A 17,635-nucleotide genomic window follows, 5' to 3' on the forward strand; every position below is an offset into this window, starting at 1 on the left:
CAGAAATCAATCGAATTTATTAATCAATTAACTCCACTCCATGCAGCAGTCGCCGACACCTTCCCCCGTTTTCAGCAGCGCAGGGATTTAGAGTCCAGGGCAATACTGCGGCTATGCATCTTGCTCTAACTTGCTTCGCAACGCGCTCAACATGCCAGCCAGTTTCTCTATATCAGATAGCGCAAAGCCTTCTGCCAGATGATTCATCCACGGTGCTTCCAGCGCCATCGCTGAGTCAAAAACCCTGCGCCCCGCTTCAGTAAGCACCACCAGCGAGGCGCGGCGGTGATGCGGATTATCCGCGAACTCGATCCACCCTTCCTTCGCCAGGTCATTCACGATCCGCTGCACATTCTGGCGGTTCCCTCCCATATCCCGCGCCAGCCAGGAAACCGGCTGGGGCGTTCCCGCCGCAATGATTGTTCCGAGTACTTGCCACCGGGCGCTGGTCAGCCCGAGGGGGGCAACCAAGCGATCGCCCTCAACCAGCAAGCTGTTACTGACACGAAACAGATCCAGGATCACCGCGGACAGCGCGGCGCCCGCTGTTGTGTGTTTGTCGTTAGGCATAGGATTTTCACAAAGTCATCAAAAAACCAAGTTGACACTATATTGTCAATATGAAATCATTGAACCAAGTTTACTCGAATACCTGTGCCATGTACATGCCGACTAAAAAAGCGCCAAACATAAACAAGACGGCACCCGCTGGTGCGAGAGGTCGTGACAACCCCGATAAGGATTAACCATGAAGAGAAGCGCTTTCCACGCCATCAGCGGGTCTATCGCCATGCTGTCCATTGCGAGCTTTTGGACCTCAACCCTCGTGTCCGAACTGTTGTTCGATCATGAGGCCATCACCCTAGTCAAACACGCGATTGCTTATACCGGAATCCCCATCCTGGTATTGGCCATGATCATGACCGGGGCAACCGGCAACCTGATCGGGCGAGAAAGAAAGGGGCGATTGTTGGATGAAAAGAAAAAGCGCATGCCCATCATTGCCATCAATGGGCTGCTGATCATGATTCCCTCGGCGCTTTTCCTGTACCACAAAGCGTCCTTGGGACAGTTTGACCGCGCATTCTATCTGGTACAGGCCATCGAGCTGAGCATCGGGCTGATCCAGTTACTGCTGATGGGGAAGAACTTCAGGGCGGGTCTGCGAATAGCTGGCCGGCTCCGCGCCAGTGCCGCCCGCATTTAAAAAGCCAACAACCCGGACTTATGCGACTGAGCACGTAGCAGCCCATCGACACCACCCCTTACCAAAGAAACCCCAAACGAAAAGAGGCCCTGTTGGGCCTCTTCGTTTAACGCTGCTAGCGACAGACTGATCACGTCATTGCCGTAACAGACTTTATTCACTCCAGTCGAAATGCATATTTTATTTATTTGAATTATTCAACTGTCACAGATTTTGCCAAGTTTCTTGGCTTATCCACATCCGTGCCGCGCGACAGCGCCACATGGTAGGCCAGCATCTGCACCGGGATGGTGTGGACGATGGGGCTGAGCACGCCGACATGGCGCGGGGTGCGGATCACGTGCACGCCGTCGGACTCGCTGAAGTGGCTATCGGCGTCGGCGAATACGAACAGCTCGCCGCCGCGGGCGCGCACTTCCTGCATGTTCGACTTCACTTTTTCCAGCAACGCGTCATTCGGGGCGATCACCACCACCGGCATGTTTTCGTCCACCAGCGCCAGCGGGCCGTGCTTTAGCTCGCCTGCCGGATAAGCCTCGGCATGGATGTAGGAGATTTCCTTCAGCTTCAGCGCGCCTTCCAGGGCGATGGGGTAATGCAGGCCGCGGCCAAGGAATAGCGCGTCGTCCTTGGCGGCGAAGCGTTCGGACCAGGCCTTGATCTGCGGCTCCAGATTCAGCGCGTGCTGCACGCTGCCCGGCAGATGGCGCAGTTCGTCCAGATATTGCGCTTCGGCTTCAGCCGACACGCGGCCGCGGGTCTTGCCCAAGGTCACGGCCAGCGCGAACAGGCCCACCAGCTGGGTGGTGAAAGCCTTGGTGGAGGCCACGCCGATTTCGGCGCCGGCGCGGGTGTAGAACACCAGGTCGCTGGCGCGCGGGATGGCGGATTCGCGCACATTGCAGATGGACAGCGCGTACTGGTGGCCCAGCTCCTTGGCGTACTTCAGCGCCTCCATGGTGTCCAGCGTTTCGCCGGACTGGGAGATGGTGACGATCAAGTGCTTGGGATTGGCGAAGGCGTCGCGGTAGCGGTATTCGCTGGCGATTTCCACGTCGCACGGCAGGCCGGCGATGCTTTCGATCCAGTACTTGGCAGTCATGCCGGCGTAGTAGCTGGTGCCGCAAGCCAGGATCTTCACGCCTTCCAGTTGCGGCAGGATGCCGGCCGCGGCGTCGCCGAACAGCTCGGGGTTGAAGCCGTAGTCCTGCACCGCTTCGATGGTGTCGGACAGCGCCTTCGGCTGCTCGTGGATTTCCTTCTGCATGAAGTGGCTGTACGGCCCCAGTTCCAGGGACGCCAGCGACACGTCGGACAGATGCACCGGGCGTTCGATGGGCTGATCATTCTTGTCTATCAGCTTGACGCCGTCGCGGGTCAGGTGGCCGATGTCGCCTTCTTCCAGGAAGATCACGCGGCGGGTGGCGGACAGGATGGCAGAAACGTCGGAAGCGATGAAGTTTTCACCCTCGCCCAGGCCCACCAGCAGCGGGCAACCCATGCGGGCGCACACCAGTTCGTCCGGGCGGTCCAGCGCGATCACGCCAATGGCGTAAGCGCCGGTTAGTTCGCGGGTGGCTTGCTTCACTGCGTCGAACAGGCTGCTGCCCGACTGGTAATAGTGATGCACTAGGTGGGCGATCACTTCGGTATCGGTTTGGGATTCGAAGGCGTACCCCAGGTCCTTCAGGCGCTGGCGCTGCTGTTCGTGGTTCTCGATGATGCCGTTGTGCACCACGGCGATCTTGCCGAAGGAGATATGCGGGTGGGCGTTGTATTCGGTGACGCCGCCATGGGTGGCCCAGCGGGTGTGGCCGATGCCCAATTGGCCTTGCAGGCCGTCTTCGGCGGCGGCGCTTTCCATTTCCGCCACACGGCCGACGCGGCGCACGCGGCGGATCTCATCGCCGGCCAGCACGGCCACGCCAGCCGAGTCATAGCCGCGGTATTCCAGGCGTTTCAGGCCTTCTACCAGAATGGGAACGATATTACGCTGGGCGATGGCGCCAACAATGCCACACATTTACTTTCTCCTTGGGCTGTCTTGAACGGTGGGCGCGCAAATCAGCGTCACGCCCTTCGCTTGAATGAGGTCTCTGGCCGCCTGCGGCAAACCGTCATCGGTCACCAGCGTATGCACGCTTGCCCAGGGCAGTTCCAGATTGGGGATGCGCCGGCCGATCTTTTCCGACTCCACCATCACGATCACCTCGCGCGCCACTTCCGCCATCACGCGCGACAGGCCCACCAGCTCGTTGAAGGTGGTGGTGCCGCGTTCCAGGTCGATACCGTCGGCGCCGATGAACAATTGGTCGAAGTCGTAGGAACGCAGCACCTGCTCCGCCACCTGGCCTTGGAACGATTCCGAATGCGGGTCCCAGGTGCCACCGGTCATCAGCAGAATCGGCTCGTTTTCCAGCTCGCGCAGAGCGCCGGCGACGTTCAGCGAGTTGGTCATCACCACCAGGCCGCGCTTGTTGCCCAATAACGGAATCATCGCGCTGGTGGTGGTGCCGCTGTCTATGATCACGCGGTTGTGGTCGCGCAGCCGCTCGGCGGCGGCGCGGGCGATCGCTTGCTTTCGCTTCGAAACTTGTTCGACATCCGGCTCCGCCACCATCTCGCTGGGCAGCGACACCGCGCCGCCGTAACGGCGCAGCAGCAAACCGCCGGTCTCCAGCAATGCCAGGTCTTTGCGGATAGTCACTTCAGATGTGGAGAAACGCTGGGTCAGTTCTTCCACGCTGACTTCGCCCCGCTCCTGCACCAGCGTGGCGATGGCATGGCGGCGCTGCTGAGTGTTTCGTTTAGTCATCACAAGTTTCGATTCGAAAGTTTTGCAATGATAGCAGCGCCAAATCGAGGACGCAAGGCTGTGGCTTGCCGCAAATATACCGTTAGGCTAAGGTGTTTCCACTGTTTCACTTTTTCAAAATGGGAAAGATTCAATGGAAGCGACGGCCAGTCTTTATCAACAACTGATCGAGCATGAAACGGCTCTGCTGACGGCTGATACGCGGCGCGACGTGGCGGCTTTGGACCGGCTGATCGCCGACGATTTTCTGGAGTTCGGCGCATCGGGCGCCGCTTTCGGCAAAGACCATTTGCTGAAAATTCTGCCCAAGGACGATTGCTCGGCCATTCAGGCCCAGGATTTCCAGGCCCGGCAGCTGGGAGAAGACGTGGTTCAGATCACCTTCAAATCCGTCCGCGACCCCGCCTCCAGCGCGCCGCGCTATACGCTGCGCAGCTCCATCTGGCGTTGCCGCGACGGCCGCTGGCAGATGGTGTTTCATCAGGGCACCGTCACCGAGCCATTTGCGATGGCCTGAAGCGGTCGCGCGGCTTGAGCCATGCCCTGCGCCAAACGCTTCGCGGCTGAAGCCGCTCCTACAGATTGAGGTGTAGGAACGGCTTCAGCCGCGAATTCAAAACAGCGCTATTCAGGCCTATCAGCTTTTCTTCTCTGGCCGCTTCCAACCCGGAATGGTCACTTGGCGCGCGCGCGCCACGGTCAGCTCGCCGGCCGGCGTGTTCTTGCTGATCACGGAACCGGCGCCTATGGTCGAGTCCTTCTCCAGCACCACCGGCGCCACCATCAGTGTGCCGGAGCCGACGAAAACGTTGTCGCCGATGATGGTCTTGAACTTGTTGACGCCGTCGTAGTTGCAGGTGACCGAGCCGGCGCCGACATTGACCTTGCGGCCGATCTCGGCGTCGCCGATATAAGTCAGGTGATTGACCTTGGAGCCTTCGCCGATCTTGCTCTTCTTCACTTCGACAAAGTTGCCGATGTGAACATGAGCGGCCAGGTCGGCCCCCGGACGCAGCCGGGCATACGGGCCGATCTTGCACGCCTCGCCGACCACCGCGTCTTCCAGGTGCGAGAACGGCGCGATCTTGGCGCCTGCGGCGATGCGCGCATTCTTCAGCACGCAGTGCGCGCCGATTTCAACGTTGTCGCCCAGCTCCACCGCGCCTTCGAATACGCAGCCGACGTCGATGCTGACGTCCATGCCATGCTTGAGTTCGCCGCGGATATCGATGCGCGCCGGGTCGGCCAGCGTCACGCCGGCTTCCAGCAACGCGCGCGCCTGGTTGGCCTGCAGAATGCGTTCCAGTTCGGCCAGTTGCAGCTTGTTGTTGACGCCGGACGCCTCCCAGCTGGCGTCCACGCTGGCGCTTTCCACCGCCACGCCGGCCTTCACCGCCAGCTCCAGCACATCGGTCAGATAGTATTCGCCCTGGGCGTTGCCGTTTTTCAGCGCATTCAGCCAGCCGGCCAGTTGCGCGTTCGGCAGCACCATCATGCCGGTGTTGATCTCGCGGATGGCCAGCTGTTCCGGCGTGCAATCCTTGTGTTCGACGATGGCCTTCAGCTTGCCGTCGGCGCCGCGCAGCATGCGGCCATAGCCGGTGGCGTCGGCCAGCACGTCGGTCAGCACCGCCATGCCTTGGCCTGCGGCATCCACCAGCTTTTGCAGCGTCGATGTTTTGGTCAAGGGCACATCGCCGTACAGCACCAGGGTCTTGCCGTCGGCCGGCAAGTGCGGCAGCGCCATTTTCAGCGCATGGCCGGTGCCCAGTTGCTCGGCCTGTTCAGCCCAGATCAGGTCGGCATCGTTAATGCGGGCGCGCACTTGGTCGCCGCCGTGGCCGTACACCACCACCAGGCGGGAAGGGTTCAAGCCGCGCGCGGTGCGGATCACGCGCGCCAGCATCGGTTCGCCGCCTATCGGGTGCATCACTTTGGGCATGCAGGAATACATGCGCTTGCCCTTGCCCGCGGCAAGGATGACGATACTCAAACTATCCATATCAAAAATCCTAAAACCATATCAGGCCACGAAAACACACGAAGACCAACGCTTGCCGCAGCCGATTCGTCCGAGCCGCGCGTCGCGCTGGCCAGAGTAACGCAATGCTCCGAGCACTGCTATTTCGTGTTTTTTGTGGATTTCGTGGCTAAAAAACCGTTTTACAGATCGGCAAAAATGAAAAAGGCTGCCACTTGCGTGGCAGCCTAGCACTATACACGATTACATATCACGCAATCAGTGAGCGCGCTTCTTGAGGTAATCCAGCGTCTTGAGCTCGGCAATGGCCACCGCCAGGGCGGCGTGGGCCTTGGCCGTGCTCATGTCGTCGGTCGCGTGCTTGAGGGCATCCTCGGCAGCGCGTTTCGCCTCATTGGCGCGGGCCTCATCGAGATCCTCGCCGCGAATCGCCGTATCGGCAAGCACGGTGATCAGGGTCGGCTGCACTTCCATCATGCCGCCGGACACCGCCACCAGTACTTCTTCCTTGCTGCCCGGCACCTTCAAACGAAGCACGCCGGGCTTGATACGGGTCAGGAGCGGCACGTGTTGCGGGTAGACGCCGATCTCGCCTTCCGTTGCCGGCGCGACGACAAATTCCGCCTCGCCGGAGAAGATGAGTTGCTCGGTGCTAACCACTTCCACACGCATCTTGGACATCCGCCCTCTCCTTAGTTAAGGGTCTTGGCTTTCTCGGCAGCTTCTTCGATCGAACCCACCATGTAGAACGCTTGTTCCGGCAGGTGGTCGTATTCGCCAGCGAGAATGGCCTTGAAGCCCTTGATGGTTTCGCGCAGCGGAACGTATTTGCCCGGGGAGCCGGTAAACACTTCTGCCACGTGGAACGGCTGGGACAGGAAGCGCTGGATCTTACGGGCGCGAGCCACGACCAGTTTGTCTTCCTCGGACAGTTCGTCCATACCCAGAATCGCGATGATGTCGCGCAGTTCCTTGTAGCGCTGCAGAGTGGACTGCACGCCGCGGGCAACGGAGTAGTGCTCGTCGCCAACCACCAGCGGGTCCAGCTGACGCGAAGTGGAGTCGAGCGGGTCCACGGCCGGGTAGATACCCAGCGAGGCGATGTCGCGCGACAGTACCACGGTAGCGTCCAAGTGGGCGAAGGTGGTCGCCGGGGACGGGTCGGTCAAGTCATCCGCAGGGACGTATACGGCCTGGATGGAGGTAATGGAACCATCCTTGGTCGAGGTAATACGTTCTTGCAGACGGCCCATTTCCTCGGCCAGCGTCGGCTGGTAACCCACCGCGGACGGCATACGGCCCAGCAGAGCGGACACTTCGGTACCGGCCAGGGTGTAGCGGTAGATGTTGTCCACGAACAGCAGAACGTCGCGGCCCTTGCCGTTTTCGTCCTTCTCGTCGCGGAAGTGCTCGGCCATGGTCAGGCCGGTCAGAGCCACGCGCAGACGGTTGCCCGGCGGCTCGTTCATCTGACCGTAAACCATCGCCACCTTGTCCAGCACGTTGGAGTCCTTCATCTCGTGATAGAAGTCGTTACCTTCACGAGTGCGCTCACCCACGCCGGCGAACACGGACAGACCGGAGTGCGCCTTGGCGATGTTGTTGATCAGTTCCATCATGTTCACGGTCTTGCCCACACCGGCGCCGCCGAACAGACCCACTTTGCCGCCCTTGGCGAACGGGCACAGCAGGTCGATCACCTTGATGCCGGTTTCCAGCAGGTCGGTGGCGGCAGACAGCTCGTCAAACTTCGGAGCCGACTGGTGAATGGCACGACGCTTGTCGGTGGCAACCGGACCGGCTTCATCCACCGGGTTGCCCAACACGTCCATGATGCGGCCGAGGGTGGCGGTGCCCACCGGCACCGAGATCGGTGCGCCGGTGCTGGCAACCAGCATGCCACGCTTCAGACCGTCGGAGCTACCCATAGCAATGGTACGGACCACGCCGTCGCCCAGCTGTTGCTGAACTTCGAGCGTCAGGTCGGCGTCTACCAGCTTCAGGGCATCATAAACCTTCGGCATGGCGTCGCGCGGAAATTCCACGTCGATCACCGCGCCAATGATTTGTACGATTTTGCCTTGGCTCATTATCGCTTCCTAAAAATAAACTTTTACAGTTCCGTTGACGGTTACACCGCCGCGGCACCTGCCACGATTTCCGACAGCTCGGTCGTAATCGCCGCCTGACGCGCCTTGTTGTATACCAGGCGCAGCTGCTTGATGGTGTTGCCCGCGTTGTCGGTGGCGGCTTTCATCGCCACCATCCGCGCGGCCTGCTCGGAAGCCATGTTCTCGGCCAGAGCCTGATACACCACCGACTCCAGGTAACGACGCACCAGGAATTCCATCAGCGTCGGCGCATCCGGCTCGTACAGGTAATCCCACGAGTGCGAATGCTCCACCACCATATGGTGCGGCGTCAGCGGAAGCAGCTGTTCAAGTGCCGGCTCCTGCTTCATGGTGTTCACGAAGCTGGAGTAAACGATGTAGACCGCGTCCAGTTCGCCTTCGGCGTACTGCCTGAACAGAACTGTAAGCGGGCCAATCAGTTTTTCCATCTTCGGCACGTCGCCGAGATGGATCGCGCTGGCCACCACCTTGAGACGGGCGCGCTGGGCAGCCGCCAGGCCTTTTTGGCCCAGGCAGCAGACGTCGACTTCGACGCCCTGATCCTGCAGTTCCTTGACCTTGCCGAAGAAGCGCTTGAACGTGTTCACGTTCAGGCCGCCGCACAGGCCCTTGTCGGAGGAAACCAGGATGATGCCGGCGCGCTTGATCGTCTCGCGACGGGCAAGCAGCGGGTGACCAAGTTCCGCGTTCGCCTGAGCGAGGTGCGCCATAACCGTGCGCACCTTCTCGGCGTAAGGACGGGCAGCGCGCATACGCTCTTGCGTCTTGCGCATCTTCGAGGTCGACACCATCTGCATAGCGCGGGTGATCTTCTGCGTGTTTTGCACGCTGCGGATCTTGGTGAGAATCTCTTTACCGACTGCCATATCCTGAACCTTTCTCTAGCTACGACGTGAGTCGAAGGCTCAGTTGAAGCTGTAGCCAGCCTTGAACGATTCCATCGCCTTGGCCAGTACCTTCTCGTTGTCGGCAGACAGATCACCGGAAGCGTTCACAGCCTGCAGCACTTCGGCGTGGTTGGCACGCACGTAGGCCAGGAATTCGGCTTCGAAAGCCAGAGCCTTCTTCACCGGAACGTCTTCGTAGCTGCCCTTGTTCACGGCCCACAGGGTCAGCGCCATTTCCGCGGTGGACAGGGTGGCGAACTGCTTCTGCTTCATCAGTTCGGTCACGACTTCACCGTGGGACAGCTGCTTGCGGGTGGCTTCGTCCAGATCGGAAGCGAACTGCGCGAACGCAGCCAGCTCGCGGTACTGAGCCAGCGCCAGACGGATACCGCCGCCGAGCTTCTTGATGACCTTGGTCTGAGCGGCGCCGCCCACGCGCGATACCGAGATACCGGCGTTGATGGCCGGACGGATACCTGCGTTGAACAAGTCGGTTTCCAGGAAGATCTGGCCGTCGGTAATCGAAATCACGTTGGTCGGCACGAACGCGGAAACGTCGCCGGCCTGGGTTTCGATGATAGGCAGAGCGGTCAGCGAACCGGTCTTGCCCTTTACGGCGCCGCCAGTCAGCTTTTCCACTTCCTCTTCGTTGATGCGCGCAGCGCGCTCCAACAGACGGGAGTGCAGATAGAATACGTCGCCCGGGTAAGCTTCGCGGCCCGGCGGACGGCGCAGCAGCAGCGAGATCTGACGGTAAGCGACGGCTTGCTTGGACAGGTCGTCGTATACGATCAGCGCGTCTTCGCCGATGTCGCGGAAGTATTCGCCCATGGTGCAACCAGCGTACGGGGCGATGAATTGCAGCGCGGCGGCTTCGGAAGCGGTGGCGGCCACGATGATGGTGTGACCCATCGCGCCGTGCTCTTCCAGCTTGCGTACCACGTTGGCAATCGAGGAAGCCTTCTGACCTACGGCTACGTAGATGCAGATGACGCCATTGCCCTTCTGGTTGATGATGGCGTCCAGCGCCACGGCGGTCTTGCCGGTCTGACGGTCGCCAATGATCAGCTCACGCTGGCCGCGGCCAACCGGAACCATGGAGTCGATGGACTTCAGGCCGGTTTGCATCGGTTGCGATACCGACTTACGGGCGATTACGCCCGGGGCGATCTTTTCGATCGGGGAGGACAGCTTGGCGTTGATCGGGCCCTTGCCGTCGATCGGCTGACCCAGCGCGTTCACCACGCGGCCAACCAGCTCCGGGCCAACCGGCACTTCCAGAATGCGACCGGTGCACTTGACTTCGTCGCCTTCGGAGATGTGCTCGTACTCGCCCAGCACCACGGCGCCGACAGAGTCGCGCTCCAGGTTCATGGCGAGGCCAAAGGTGTTGCCCGGGAATTCGAGCATTTCGCCCTGCATCACATCGGCCAGGCCGTGGATGCGGACGATACCGTCGGTCACGGAGATAACCGTGCCCTTGGTGCGAACTTCAGCGCCTTCAGCCAGATTCTGGATCTTGGCCTTGATCAGATCGCTGATTTCAGAGGGGTTCAACTGCATGATCTCTCCTAATTCTTGAGGCTTGCTGCCATGGCTTGCAGTTTGCCGCGCACGGAAGCGTCGATGACATCGTCGCCCACCGACACGCGAACGCCGCCAATGAGGTCGGCGTTCTCACGCACATCAAGACGCACGGTTTTGCCGTACTTCTTGGAAAGCGTGCGGGTCAGTTCGGCTTTCTGGTCATCGGACATGACAAAAGCGGACTCCACCAGGGCGTCCACGATGTCTTCCGATTGCGCCTTCAGCAGTTCAAACTGCGCGGCGATTTCCGGCAGCAGCGTCAAACGGGCGTTCTCGATCAGCGCGGCGATGAAGCGTTTTACGTCTTCGTTGCCACGGCCGCCGAGCACATCCAGCATCAGCGCCTCAACCTCTTGTGCGGTATGTTTCGGATTGGTAATGACTTGCACCAGATCCGGGTTATTCACCATGGCAGCCAGCCACGACAGCGCTTCCGACCATTGGCCGAGGGTGCCCTGTTCCGTGGCGAGGCTGTATACCGCTTCGGCGTAGGGCCTTGCGACGGTAATGAGTTCTGCCATGAGTTAATTAAAACTCCGCTTTGATGGAGGCAAGCAGGTCGGCGTGCTTAGCGGCGTCGATCTCCTTGCGCAGGATCTTCTCGGCGCCGGCAACGGCCAGGTCGGCTACTTGAGTGCGCAAAGTTTCCTTCACGCGCAGCACTTCCTGGTCGATTTCAGCCTTGGCGTCAGCCACGATGCGCGCACTTTCAGTGCGTGCCGCGTCTTTGGCTTCATCCACGATCTGGCTGGCACGCTTTTCGGCGGCAACCACGATCTCGGTAGCCTGCTGCTTCGCCTTGCGGATTTCGTCCGCTACGCGCTTTTCAGCCGCTTCCAGATCCTGCTTGCCACGTTCCGCAGCGGCCAAGCCATCAGCAATGCGCTTGGCCCGCTCATCCATCATGTTGGTAAGCGGAGGCCAAACAAACTTCATGGTGAACCATACCAGGATGGCGAACGTGATCGCCTGGCCCAGTAGTGTTACGTTGAATTCCACGCTTGTTTTCCTCCAGAGTATGACTACAACAACCGTTTACCGATCCGTAGAAAACGGATTAGTGAGCAGCCTTAACGATAGCCAGGGCAGCGGACAGGAACGGGTTGTTGAAGGTGAACAGCATGGCAACACCAACACCAATCATGGAGATCGCGTCAAGCAGACCGGCGATGATGAACAGCTTGGTTTGCAGAACCGGGATCATTTCCGGCTGACGAGCGGAGGACTCGAGGAACTTGCCACCCAGAATGGCGAAACCGATAGCGGTGCCCAGAGCGCCCAGACCAATGATCAGGGCTGCAGCGATAGCGGTCATCGACTGGATCTGAGAAACGAGTGCTTCCATTGTGTATCTCCTAAGACTTAAAGCAAGGATGGTTGGTAAAAAAGTATGGTGAATCTACAGGTAAATCAGTGCGCTTCCACTGCCAGGCTCAGGTACACGATGGTCAGCATCATGAACACGAAAGCCTGCAGGGTGATGATCAGGATGTGGAAAATCGCCCACGGCGCGCCCAGCACCCACTGCAGGCCCCAGGGCAGCAGCGCGATCAGGATGAAGATCAGTTCGCCGGCGTACAGGTTGCCGAACAAACGAAGAGACAGCGAAATCGGCTTGGCCGCCAGTTCCACCAGCTGGAACACGAAGTTCAGCGGAGCCAGGATGATGGCGCCGATCGGGTTGGAACTATGGAACGGCGCGGTCAAGAGTTCCTTGCCCCAGCCGCCCAGACCCTTGGCCTTGATGGAGAAGCCGATGATCAGGATCATCACGGACAGCGACATGGCGAAAGTGGCGTTCACGTCAGCGGACGGCACCACGCGGAAATACACATGATGCGGCTCCAGGCCGAAGAAGGTGTAACCGATCCACTGCGCGGCCATCGGGAACAGATCCACCGGGAACAAGTCCATGAAGTTCATCAGGAACACCCAGCAGAAAATGGTCAGCGCCAGCGGGGCGATAACCTTGCTCTGGCCATGAAACACTTCCTTGACCTGGGTTTGCACCAGCTCGATGATCATTTCGACGAATAGCTGCAGACGGCCCGGCGCTTCGATGCTGGCGCGGCGCGCCACCATGGCGAACACGCCTACGAACAGGAAGCCCAACAGCAGCGAGATGGAGAAGGTGTCAACGTGCAGGCTCCAGAAGCCGGCTGACGGATCCGAGTTCCAGAAGGTAAGGTGGTGCTTGATGTAATCGGTTGCGTTGCTTGCCATCGCTCTTTTCTCAATTTTTGATTAGAAGCCCGAAACCGTAGCCGGAGGTGGCGGCAATGAACCCACCGAGAAAACCGGCCACGGACAAATCCTTGAAACTGGCCAAAACCGCAGCACTTATCAGTACGGTCAGGCAAAACTTCACCGCCTCGGCCAGGAAATGCGCTTTGATCAAGGCCGCGGGCGGCACATGACGTTTGGCATAAGCAATCCTGGCATAAACCAGCGCCGGCCCGAGCACCGCCAGTCCGCCCAACACCGCGGACACGGCGACGGCCACATTGCCGCCACTGAGGAGTAGCGAAACGACTACAGCCAGACCGACCAGGCTGGCTTGTAGTCGCAGCACCCGCTTCACTTCCTGATAGACCATGATCGCCAGTGCAAAAAAACCGCTGGATTATAGGCTTCGCATTTGCGTTGCGTCAACTTTGCGCAATAGTGTTTTTTGCGCTGCAACAAGCTCATTTTTGAGGATTTTTTTGCAGCTTGGCCAATAGCGAATCGAGTTCGTCCAGGCTGGCATATTCTATGATCAGCTTGCCGTTGCCGCCGTTGGCATGACGAATGCTGACCCGGGCGCCGATGGCGTCCGAAACCTGCTCCTCCAGCCTGGAAACGTCTGGATCGGCGTGCTTTTGCTGCGGAGAAACTGTCTCTTTTTGCGCAACACGCTGCTGCACCCGGCGCTCCACCTCGCGCACCGACATGCCCTTGCGCACCACCTCGTTCGCCAGTTCCAGCTGGGAAACCGTGGGCAGGGACAACAGCGCGCGGGCGTGGCCCATCTCCAACTTGCCCTCGTGCATCATCTGCTGCAGCGGCTGCGGCAGCACCAACAGGCGCAGCAGATTCGACACCGCGCTGCGCGAGCGGCCAACGGCGTCGGCGGCCGCTTCGTGGGTCAGGCCGAACTCGTCGATCAGGCGCTTGATGCCCTGCGCTTCTTCGATCGGGTCCAGTTCCTGCCGCTGGATGTTCTCGATCAGCGCCATCGCCAGCGCGGCCTCGTCCGGCACGCTCTTGATCACCACCGGCACTTCGACCAGGCCGGCCTTGCGCGAGGCGCGCCAGCGGCGCTCGCCGGCGATCAGTTCGTAGTCGCCCAGGCCCAGTTCGCGCACGATCAGCGGCTGGATGATGCCCTGCACGCGAATGGAGGCCGCCAGCTCATCCAGCGCCGCTTCATCCATGAAACTGCGGGGCTGGTACTTGCCGGGGCGGATGCTGTCTATCGGAAGCGTGGAAAGTCTGTCGTCCACCGCATCAACGGTGGACAGGAGCGCGTCGAGTCCGCGCCCCAATCCTTTGAGTTTGGCCATAGTGTCAGACGGTGGGAGTTGCGGTGGCGGGTTCGAGTCGTTCAACCAATTCCTGCGACAGCGCCAGATAGGCCTGCGCGCCGCGGGAATTGCGGTCATACGACAAACCCGGCAGGCCGTGGCTGGGCGCCTCGGCCAGGCGCACATTGCGCGGGATGACGGTCTGGAACACCTTGTCGCCGAAGTGGCGCGCCAGCTGTTCCGATACCTGCTGCGACAAATTGTTGCGGGCGTCGAACATGGTGCGCAGCAAACCCATGATCTCGATCCTAGGATTGACCGCGGTGCGAACCTTGCGCAGGGTGGCCACCAGATCGGACAAGCCTTCCAGCGCGTAGTACTCGCAAACCATGGGGATCAACACGCTGTCGGCGGCCACCAGGCCGTTCAGCGTCAGCAGGTTCAGCGACGGCGGGCAGTCGATCAGCACGTAATCGTACTGGCCGGCCACCTCGGCCAAGGCGTTCTTCAGCCGCGCTTCGCGCGCCAGCTCGTTGACCAGCTCCAGTTCGGCGCCGCCGAGATTGCGGTTGGCCGGCAACACATGAAAACCGCCGGCCTTGGCGTCCTGCCGCGCCTCCTCGACAGTCGCCTCGCCCAGCAGCACGTCGTAGCCGGATTTCTCCAGCGACTGCTTGGCGATGCCGCTGCCCATCGTGGCATTGCCCTGCGGGTCCAGATCGACGATCAGCACCCGCCGGCCCAGCTCGGCCAAACCGGCCGCCAGATTGACGACGGTGGTGGTCTTGCCCACCCCGCCCTTCTGGTTGGCCACCGCGATCACGCGTGGATTCATTGCAGCACCATCCTCACCAGATGGCGTTCGGCGTCCAGCCCCGGCACCGTTACCGGCAGCACCTCCGAAACCGCCACGCCTTGCGGCAGCAAGGCGATTTCCTCATACGGATACACGCCCTTCATCGCCACATACTGGCCGCCTTCGGCCATCAAGTGGCGGGTCAGCTTGACGAACTCGGACAGCTCCGAGAACGCGCGGCTGGTGATGCGATCGAACTTTTGCTCCGGCTGGTACGCCTCCACCCGGTCGGTCATCACCTGCACATTCGGCAGGCCCAGCTCCAGCACCACCTGGCGCAGGAAGGTGGTTTTCTTGTGATTCGAATCCAGCAGCACCACTTGCAGGTCCGGCCGCGCGATGGCGGTGGGGATGCCCGGCATGCCGCCGCCGGAGCCCACGTCCAGCATGCGGCTGCCGCCCTGCAGATGCGGCACCAGGCTCAGGCTGTCCAACAGATGATAGCTGACCATGCGCTCTTCCTGGCGGATGGCGGTGAGATTGTAAGTCTGGTTCCACTTGACCAAGAGCGCCAGGTAGCGCTCCAGCAGGTCCAGCTGCGGTTCGGTCAGCTCCAGCGCCAGTTGCGCCAGCCCTTGTTTCAATTCGGCAATATGTTGTGTCATGCGGTCTTCGCGTCGGTGAAGCCACGCTTCAGGTGCACCATCAGCAGGGCGATGGCGGCCGGGGTGATGCCCTGGATGCGCGAAGCCTGGCCCAGCGTCTCCGGACGCTGCTGGTTCAGCTTCTGCTGCACTTCCTTGGACAGGCCCTTGACCAGGCCATAATCGATGTCGCCCGGCAGACGGATGTCTTCCAGATTATCGCGGCGCGCCAGCTCTTCGTTCTGGCGATTGATGTATCCCTGGTATTTGACCTGAATTTCCACCTGCTCGGCAACCTCGTCGGCCAGTTCCGGCGCGCCGGCGGCGGCTTCCGGCACCGTCATCAGCTCGCGGTACGGCACATTCGGGCGCTTCAGCAGGTCCTGCAGCGTGTATTCGCGTTCGATCTGCTTGCCCAGCACCTTTTCCAAGGCGGCCGGGTCCTGCAGCTTGGCCGGATGCACCCAGGTGGCGGCGAGGCGCGCCTTCTCGGCCTCCACCGCATCGCGCTTCCTGCAGAAGGCATCCCACTGCGCGTCGCCCACCACGCCCAGCTTGCGGCCCATCTCGGTCAGGCGCAGGTCGGCGTTGTCTTCCCGCAATTGGAGGCGGAACTCGGCGCGGCTGGTGAACATGCGGTACGGCTCGGACACGCCCTTGGTGATCAGGTCGTCCACCAGCACGCCCAGATAGGCCTCGTCGCGGCGCGGGCACCAAGCGTCCTGCTCGCGGGCGAACAGGCCGGCGTTCAGGCCGGCCAGCAGGCCCTGCGCGGCGGCTTCTTCATAGCCGGTGGTGCCGTTGATCTGGCCGGCGAAGAACAGGCCCTGGATGGCCTTGGTTTCCAGCGAGGCCTTCAGGCCGCGCGGGTCGAAATAATCGTATTCGATGGCGTAGCCGGGACGCAGGATGTGGGCGTTTTCCATGCCGCGGATCGAGCGCACGGCCGCCAGCTGGATGTCGAACGGCAGGCTGGTGGAAATCCCGTTGGGGTAGAACTCGTGCGTGGTCAGGCCTTCCGGCTCCAGGAACACCTGATGGCTGTCCTTGTCGGCGAAGCGGTTGATCTTGTCTTCGATGGACGGGCAGTAGCGCGGGCCCACGCCTTCGATCACGCCGGTGAACATCGGACTGCGGTCAAAGCCGCCGCGGATGATGTCGTGCGTGCGCTCGTTGGTGTGGGTGATCCAGCACGGCAGCTGCTTGGGATGCATCTCGCGCTTGCCGCGGTAGGAGAACACCGGCTCAGGCGTGTCGCCCGGCTGCTCTTCCATCACGCTGAAATCCACGCTGCGGCCGTCGATGCGCGGCGGCGTGCCGGTTTTGAGCCGGCCCACCGGCAGGTCCAGCTCGCGCAGACGCGCGCCCAGCGTGCTGGCGGCCTGGTCGCCGGCGCGGCCGCCTGTGTAGTTTTCCATGCCGACGTGAATTTTGCCGGACAGGAAGGTGCCGGCGGTCAGCACTACGGTCTTGGCGCGGAAAGTGATGCCGATGGCGGTGATGGCGCCGGCGACGCGGTCGCCTTCGATCAGCAGATCATCCACCGGCTGCTGGAACAGCGTCAGATTGGGCTGGTTTTCCAGCATCTCGCGGATGGCGGCCTTGTACAGGATGCGGTCGGCCTGGGCGCGCGTGGCGCGCACCGCCGGGCCTTTGGACGCGTTCAGCGTGCGGAACTGGATGCCGCCGATGTCGGTGGCCAGCGCCATGGCGCCGCCCAGCGCGTCCACCTCTTTCACCAGATGGCCCTTGCCGATGCCGCCGATCGACGGATTGCACGACATCTGCCCCAGGGTCTCGATGTTGTGCGTCAGAAGGAGCGTATTGCAGCCCATGCGCGCTGCGGCCAGCGCGGCCTCGGTGCCGGCGTGACCGCCGCCCACCACTATCACGTCGTAGCTTGTCGGATAAATCATGGCGAAAGAGCAAATCAAGCGGAAAAACGGCCTATTTTACGCCAAATCCGTTTGACTGATAAGTCCTTGATTTCAATAAACCCGCGGCCGTCACCATATCGTCAAGCCACAGTCACCACAAGGTCATGTTTTGGACATCGCATTGTCAAACTCGACACCTAGCA

At 61.0% G+C, this 17,635-nt stretch carries 19 protein-coding genes; 2 read left to right on the plus strand and 17 right to left on the minus strand.

Features of this window, described 5'->3' with window-relative positions:
* Positions 1–111 precede the first annotated feature (111 nt).
* Positions 112–570: a MarR family winged helix-turn-helix transcriptional regulator gene (locus C2134_RS16910; protein WP_103321280.1), complete on the minus strand. Its 459-nt coding sequence runs from the start codon at positions 568–570 to the stop codon at positions 112–114.
* A 178-nt stretch (positions 571–748) separates the two neighbouring features.
* On the opposite strand from C2134_RS16910, the gene C2134_RS16915 reads away from it, so the two are divergent.
* Positions 749–1,207: a hypothetical protein gene (locus tag C2134_RS16915; RefSeq protein WP_103321281.1), complete on the plus strand. Its 459-nt coding sequence runs from the start codon at positions 749–751 to the stop codon at positions 1,205–1,207.
* A 193-nt stretch (positions 1,208–1,400) separates the two neighbouring features.
* On the opposite strand, the gene glmS is transcribed toward C2134_RS16915, so the two are convergent.
* A complete protein-coding gene (glmS, locus tag C2134_RS16920) occupies positions 1,401–3,230 on the minus strand; it encodes a glutamine--fructose-6-phosphate transaminase (isomerizing) (protein WP_103321282.1) in 1,830 nt (609 codons plus the stop codon).
* A complete protein-coding gene (locus tag C2134_RS16925) occupies positions 3,231–4,022 on the minus strand; it encodes a DeoR/GlpR family DNA-binding transcription regulator (RefSeq protein WP_103321283.1) in 792 nt (263 codons plus the stop codon).
* 133 nt (positions 4,023–4,155) lie between these two features.
* Between C2134_RS16925 and C2134_RS16930 the strand changes: the two genes are divergently transcribed.
* Positions 4,156–4,539, plus strand: coding sequence for a nuclear transport factor 2 family protein (locus tag C2134_RS16930; RefSeq protein WP_103321284.1), 384 nt, complete (start codon positions 4,156–4,158; stop codon positions 4,537–4,539).
* Positions 4,540–4,659: 120 nt separating this feature from the next.
* Here the strand turns inward: C2134_RS16930 and glmU are convergent, their stop codons facing one another.
* The 14 genes from glmU to mnmG form a co-directional block, all read right to left on the minus strand.
* Complete coding sequence (gene glmU / locus C2134_RS16935) at positions 4,660–6,024, minus strand: bifunctional UDP-N-acetylglucosamine diphosphorylase/glucosamine-1-phosphate N-acetyltransferase GlmU (RefSeq protein ID WP_103321285.1); 1,365 nt, start codon at positions 6,022–6,024, stop codon at positions 4,660–4,662.
* A 237-nt stretch (positions 6,025–6,261) separates the two neighbouring features.
* Positions 6,262–6,684, minus strand: coding sequence for a F0F1 ATP synthase subunit epsilon (locus C2134_RS16940; protein WP_043620348.1), 423 nt, complete (start codon positions 6,682–6,684; stop codon positions 6,262–6,264).
* 11 nt (positions 6,685–6,695) lie between these two features.
* On the minus strand, positions 6,696–8,093 hold the full coding sequence (gene atpD, locus C2134_RS16945) for a F0F1 ATP synthase subunit beta (protein WP_103321286.1): 1,398 nt from the start codon (positions 8,091–8,093) through the stop codon (positions 6,696–6,698).
* Positions 8,094–8,134: 41 nt separating this feature from the next.
* On the minus strand, positions 8,135–9,001 hold the full coding sequence (atpG, locus tag C2134_RS16950) for a F0F1 ATP synthase subunit gamma (protein ID WP_103321287.1): 867 nt from the start codon (positions 8,999–9,001) through the stop codon (positions 8,135–8,137).
* A gap of 39 nt (positions 9,002–9,040) precedes the next feature.
* Positions 9,041–10,585 carry a F0F1 ATP synthase subunit alpha gene (gene atpA, locus C2134_RS16955; RefSeq protein ID WP_043620354.1) on the minus strand — a complete coding sequence of 515 codons (1,545 nt, stop codon included), beginning with the start codon at positions 10,583–10,585 and terminating at the stop codon, positions 9,041–9,043.
* Positions 10,586–10,593: 8 nt separating this feature from the next.
* On the minus strand, positions 10,594–11,130 hold the full coding sequence (locus tag C2134_RS16960) for a F0F1 ATP synthase subunit delta (RefSeq protein WP_103321288.1): 537 nt from the start codon (positions 11,128–11,130) through the stop codon (positions 10,594–10,596).
* 7 nt (positions 11,131–11,137) lie between these two features.
* Complete coding sequence (locus tag C2134_RS16965; protein ID WP_043620360.1) at positions 11,138–11,608, minus strand: F0F1 ATP synthase subunit B; 471 nt, start codon at positions 11,606–11,608, stop codon at positions 11,138–11,140.
* Positions 11,609–11,666: 58 nt separating this feature from the next.
* On the minus strand, positions 11,667–11,954 hold the full coding sequence (gene atpE, locus C2134_RS16970; RefSeq protein WP_021474885.1) for a F0F1 ATP synthase subunit C: 288 nt from the start codon (positions 11,952–11,954) through the stop codon (positions 11,667–11,669).
* A gap of 65 nt (positions 11,955–12,019) precedes the next feature.
* A complete protein-coding gene (atpB, locus tag C2134_RS16975; RefSeq protein WP_103321289.1) occupies positions 12,020–12,832 on the minus strand; it encodes a F0F1 ATP synthase subunit A in 813 nt (270 codons plus the stop codon).
* Positions 12,833–12,842: 10 nt separating this feature from the next.
* On the minus strand, positions 12,843–13,205 hold the full coding sequence (locus C2134_RS16980; RefSeq protein WP_103321290.1) for an ATP synthase subunit I: 363 nt from the start codon (positions 13,203–13,205) through the stop codon (positions 12,843–12,845).
* A 91-nt stretch (positions 13,206–13,296) separates the two neighbouring features.
* Positions 13,297–14,154, minus strand: coding sequence for a ParB/RepB/Spo0J family partition protein (locus C2134_RS16985; RefSeq protein ID WP_103321291.1), 858 nt, complete (start codon positions 14,152–14,154; stop codon positions 13,297–13,299).
* Between the two features lie 4 nt (positions 14,155–14,158).
* The gene (locus C2134_RS16990) at positions 14,159–14,950 is read right to left on the minus strand and encodes a ParA family protein (RefSeq protein ID WP_103321292.1); all 792 of its coding nucleotides are present in this window, start codon (positions 14,948–14,950) and stop codon (positions 14,159–14,161) included.
* Positions 14,947–15,576, minus strand: coding sequence for a 16S rRNA (guanine(527)-N(7))-methyltransferase RsmG (rsmG, locus tag C2134_RS16995; RefSeq protein WP_043620377.1), 630 nt, complete (start codon positions 15,574–15,576; stop codon positions 14,947–14,949). The genes C2134_RS16990 and rsmG overlap by 4 nt, the downstream gene beginning before the upstream one ends.
* A complete protein-coding gene (mnmG, locus tag C2134_RS17000) occupies positions 15,573–17,471 on the minus strand; it encodes a tRNA uridine-5-carboxymethylaminomethyl(34) synthesis enzyme MnmG (protein WP_103321293.1) in 1,899 nt (632 codons plus the stop codon). The genes rsmG and mnmG overlap by 4 nt, the downstream gene beginning before the upstream one ends.
* Between the last annotated feature and the right edge of the window lie 164 nt (positions 17,472–17,635).

The sequence above is a fragment of the Chromobacterium sinusclupearum genome, assembly GCF_002902845.1.
GTDB lineage: Bacteria > Pseudomonadota > Gammaproteobacteria > Burkholderiales > Chromobacteriaceae > Chromobacterium > Chromobacterium sinusclupearum.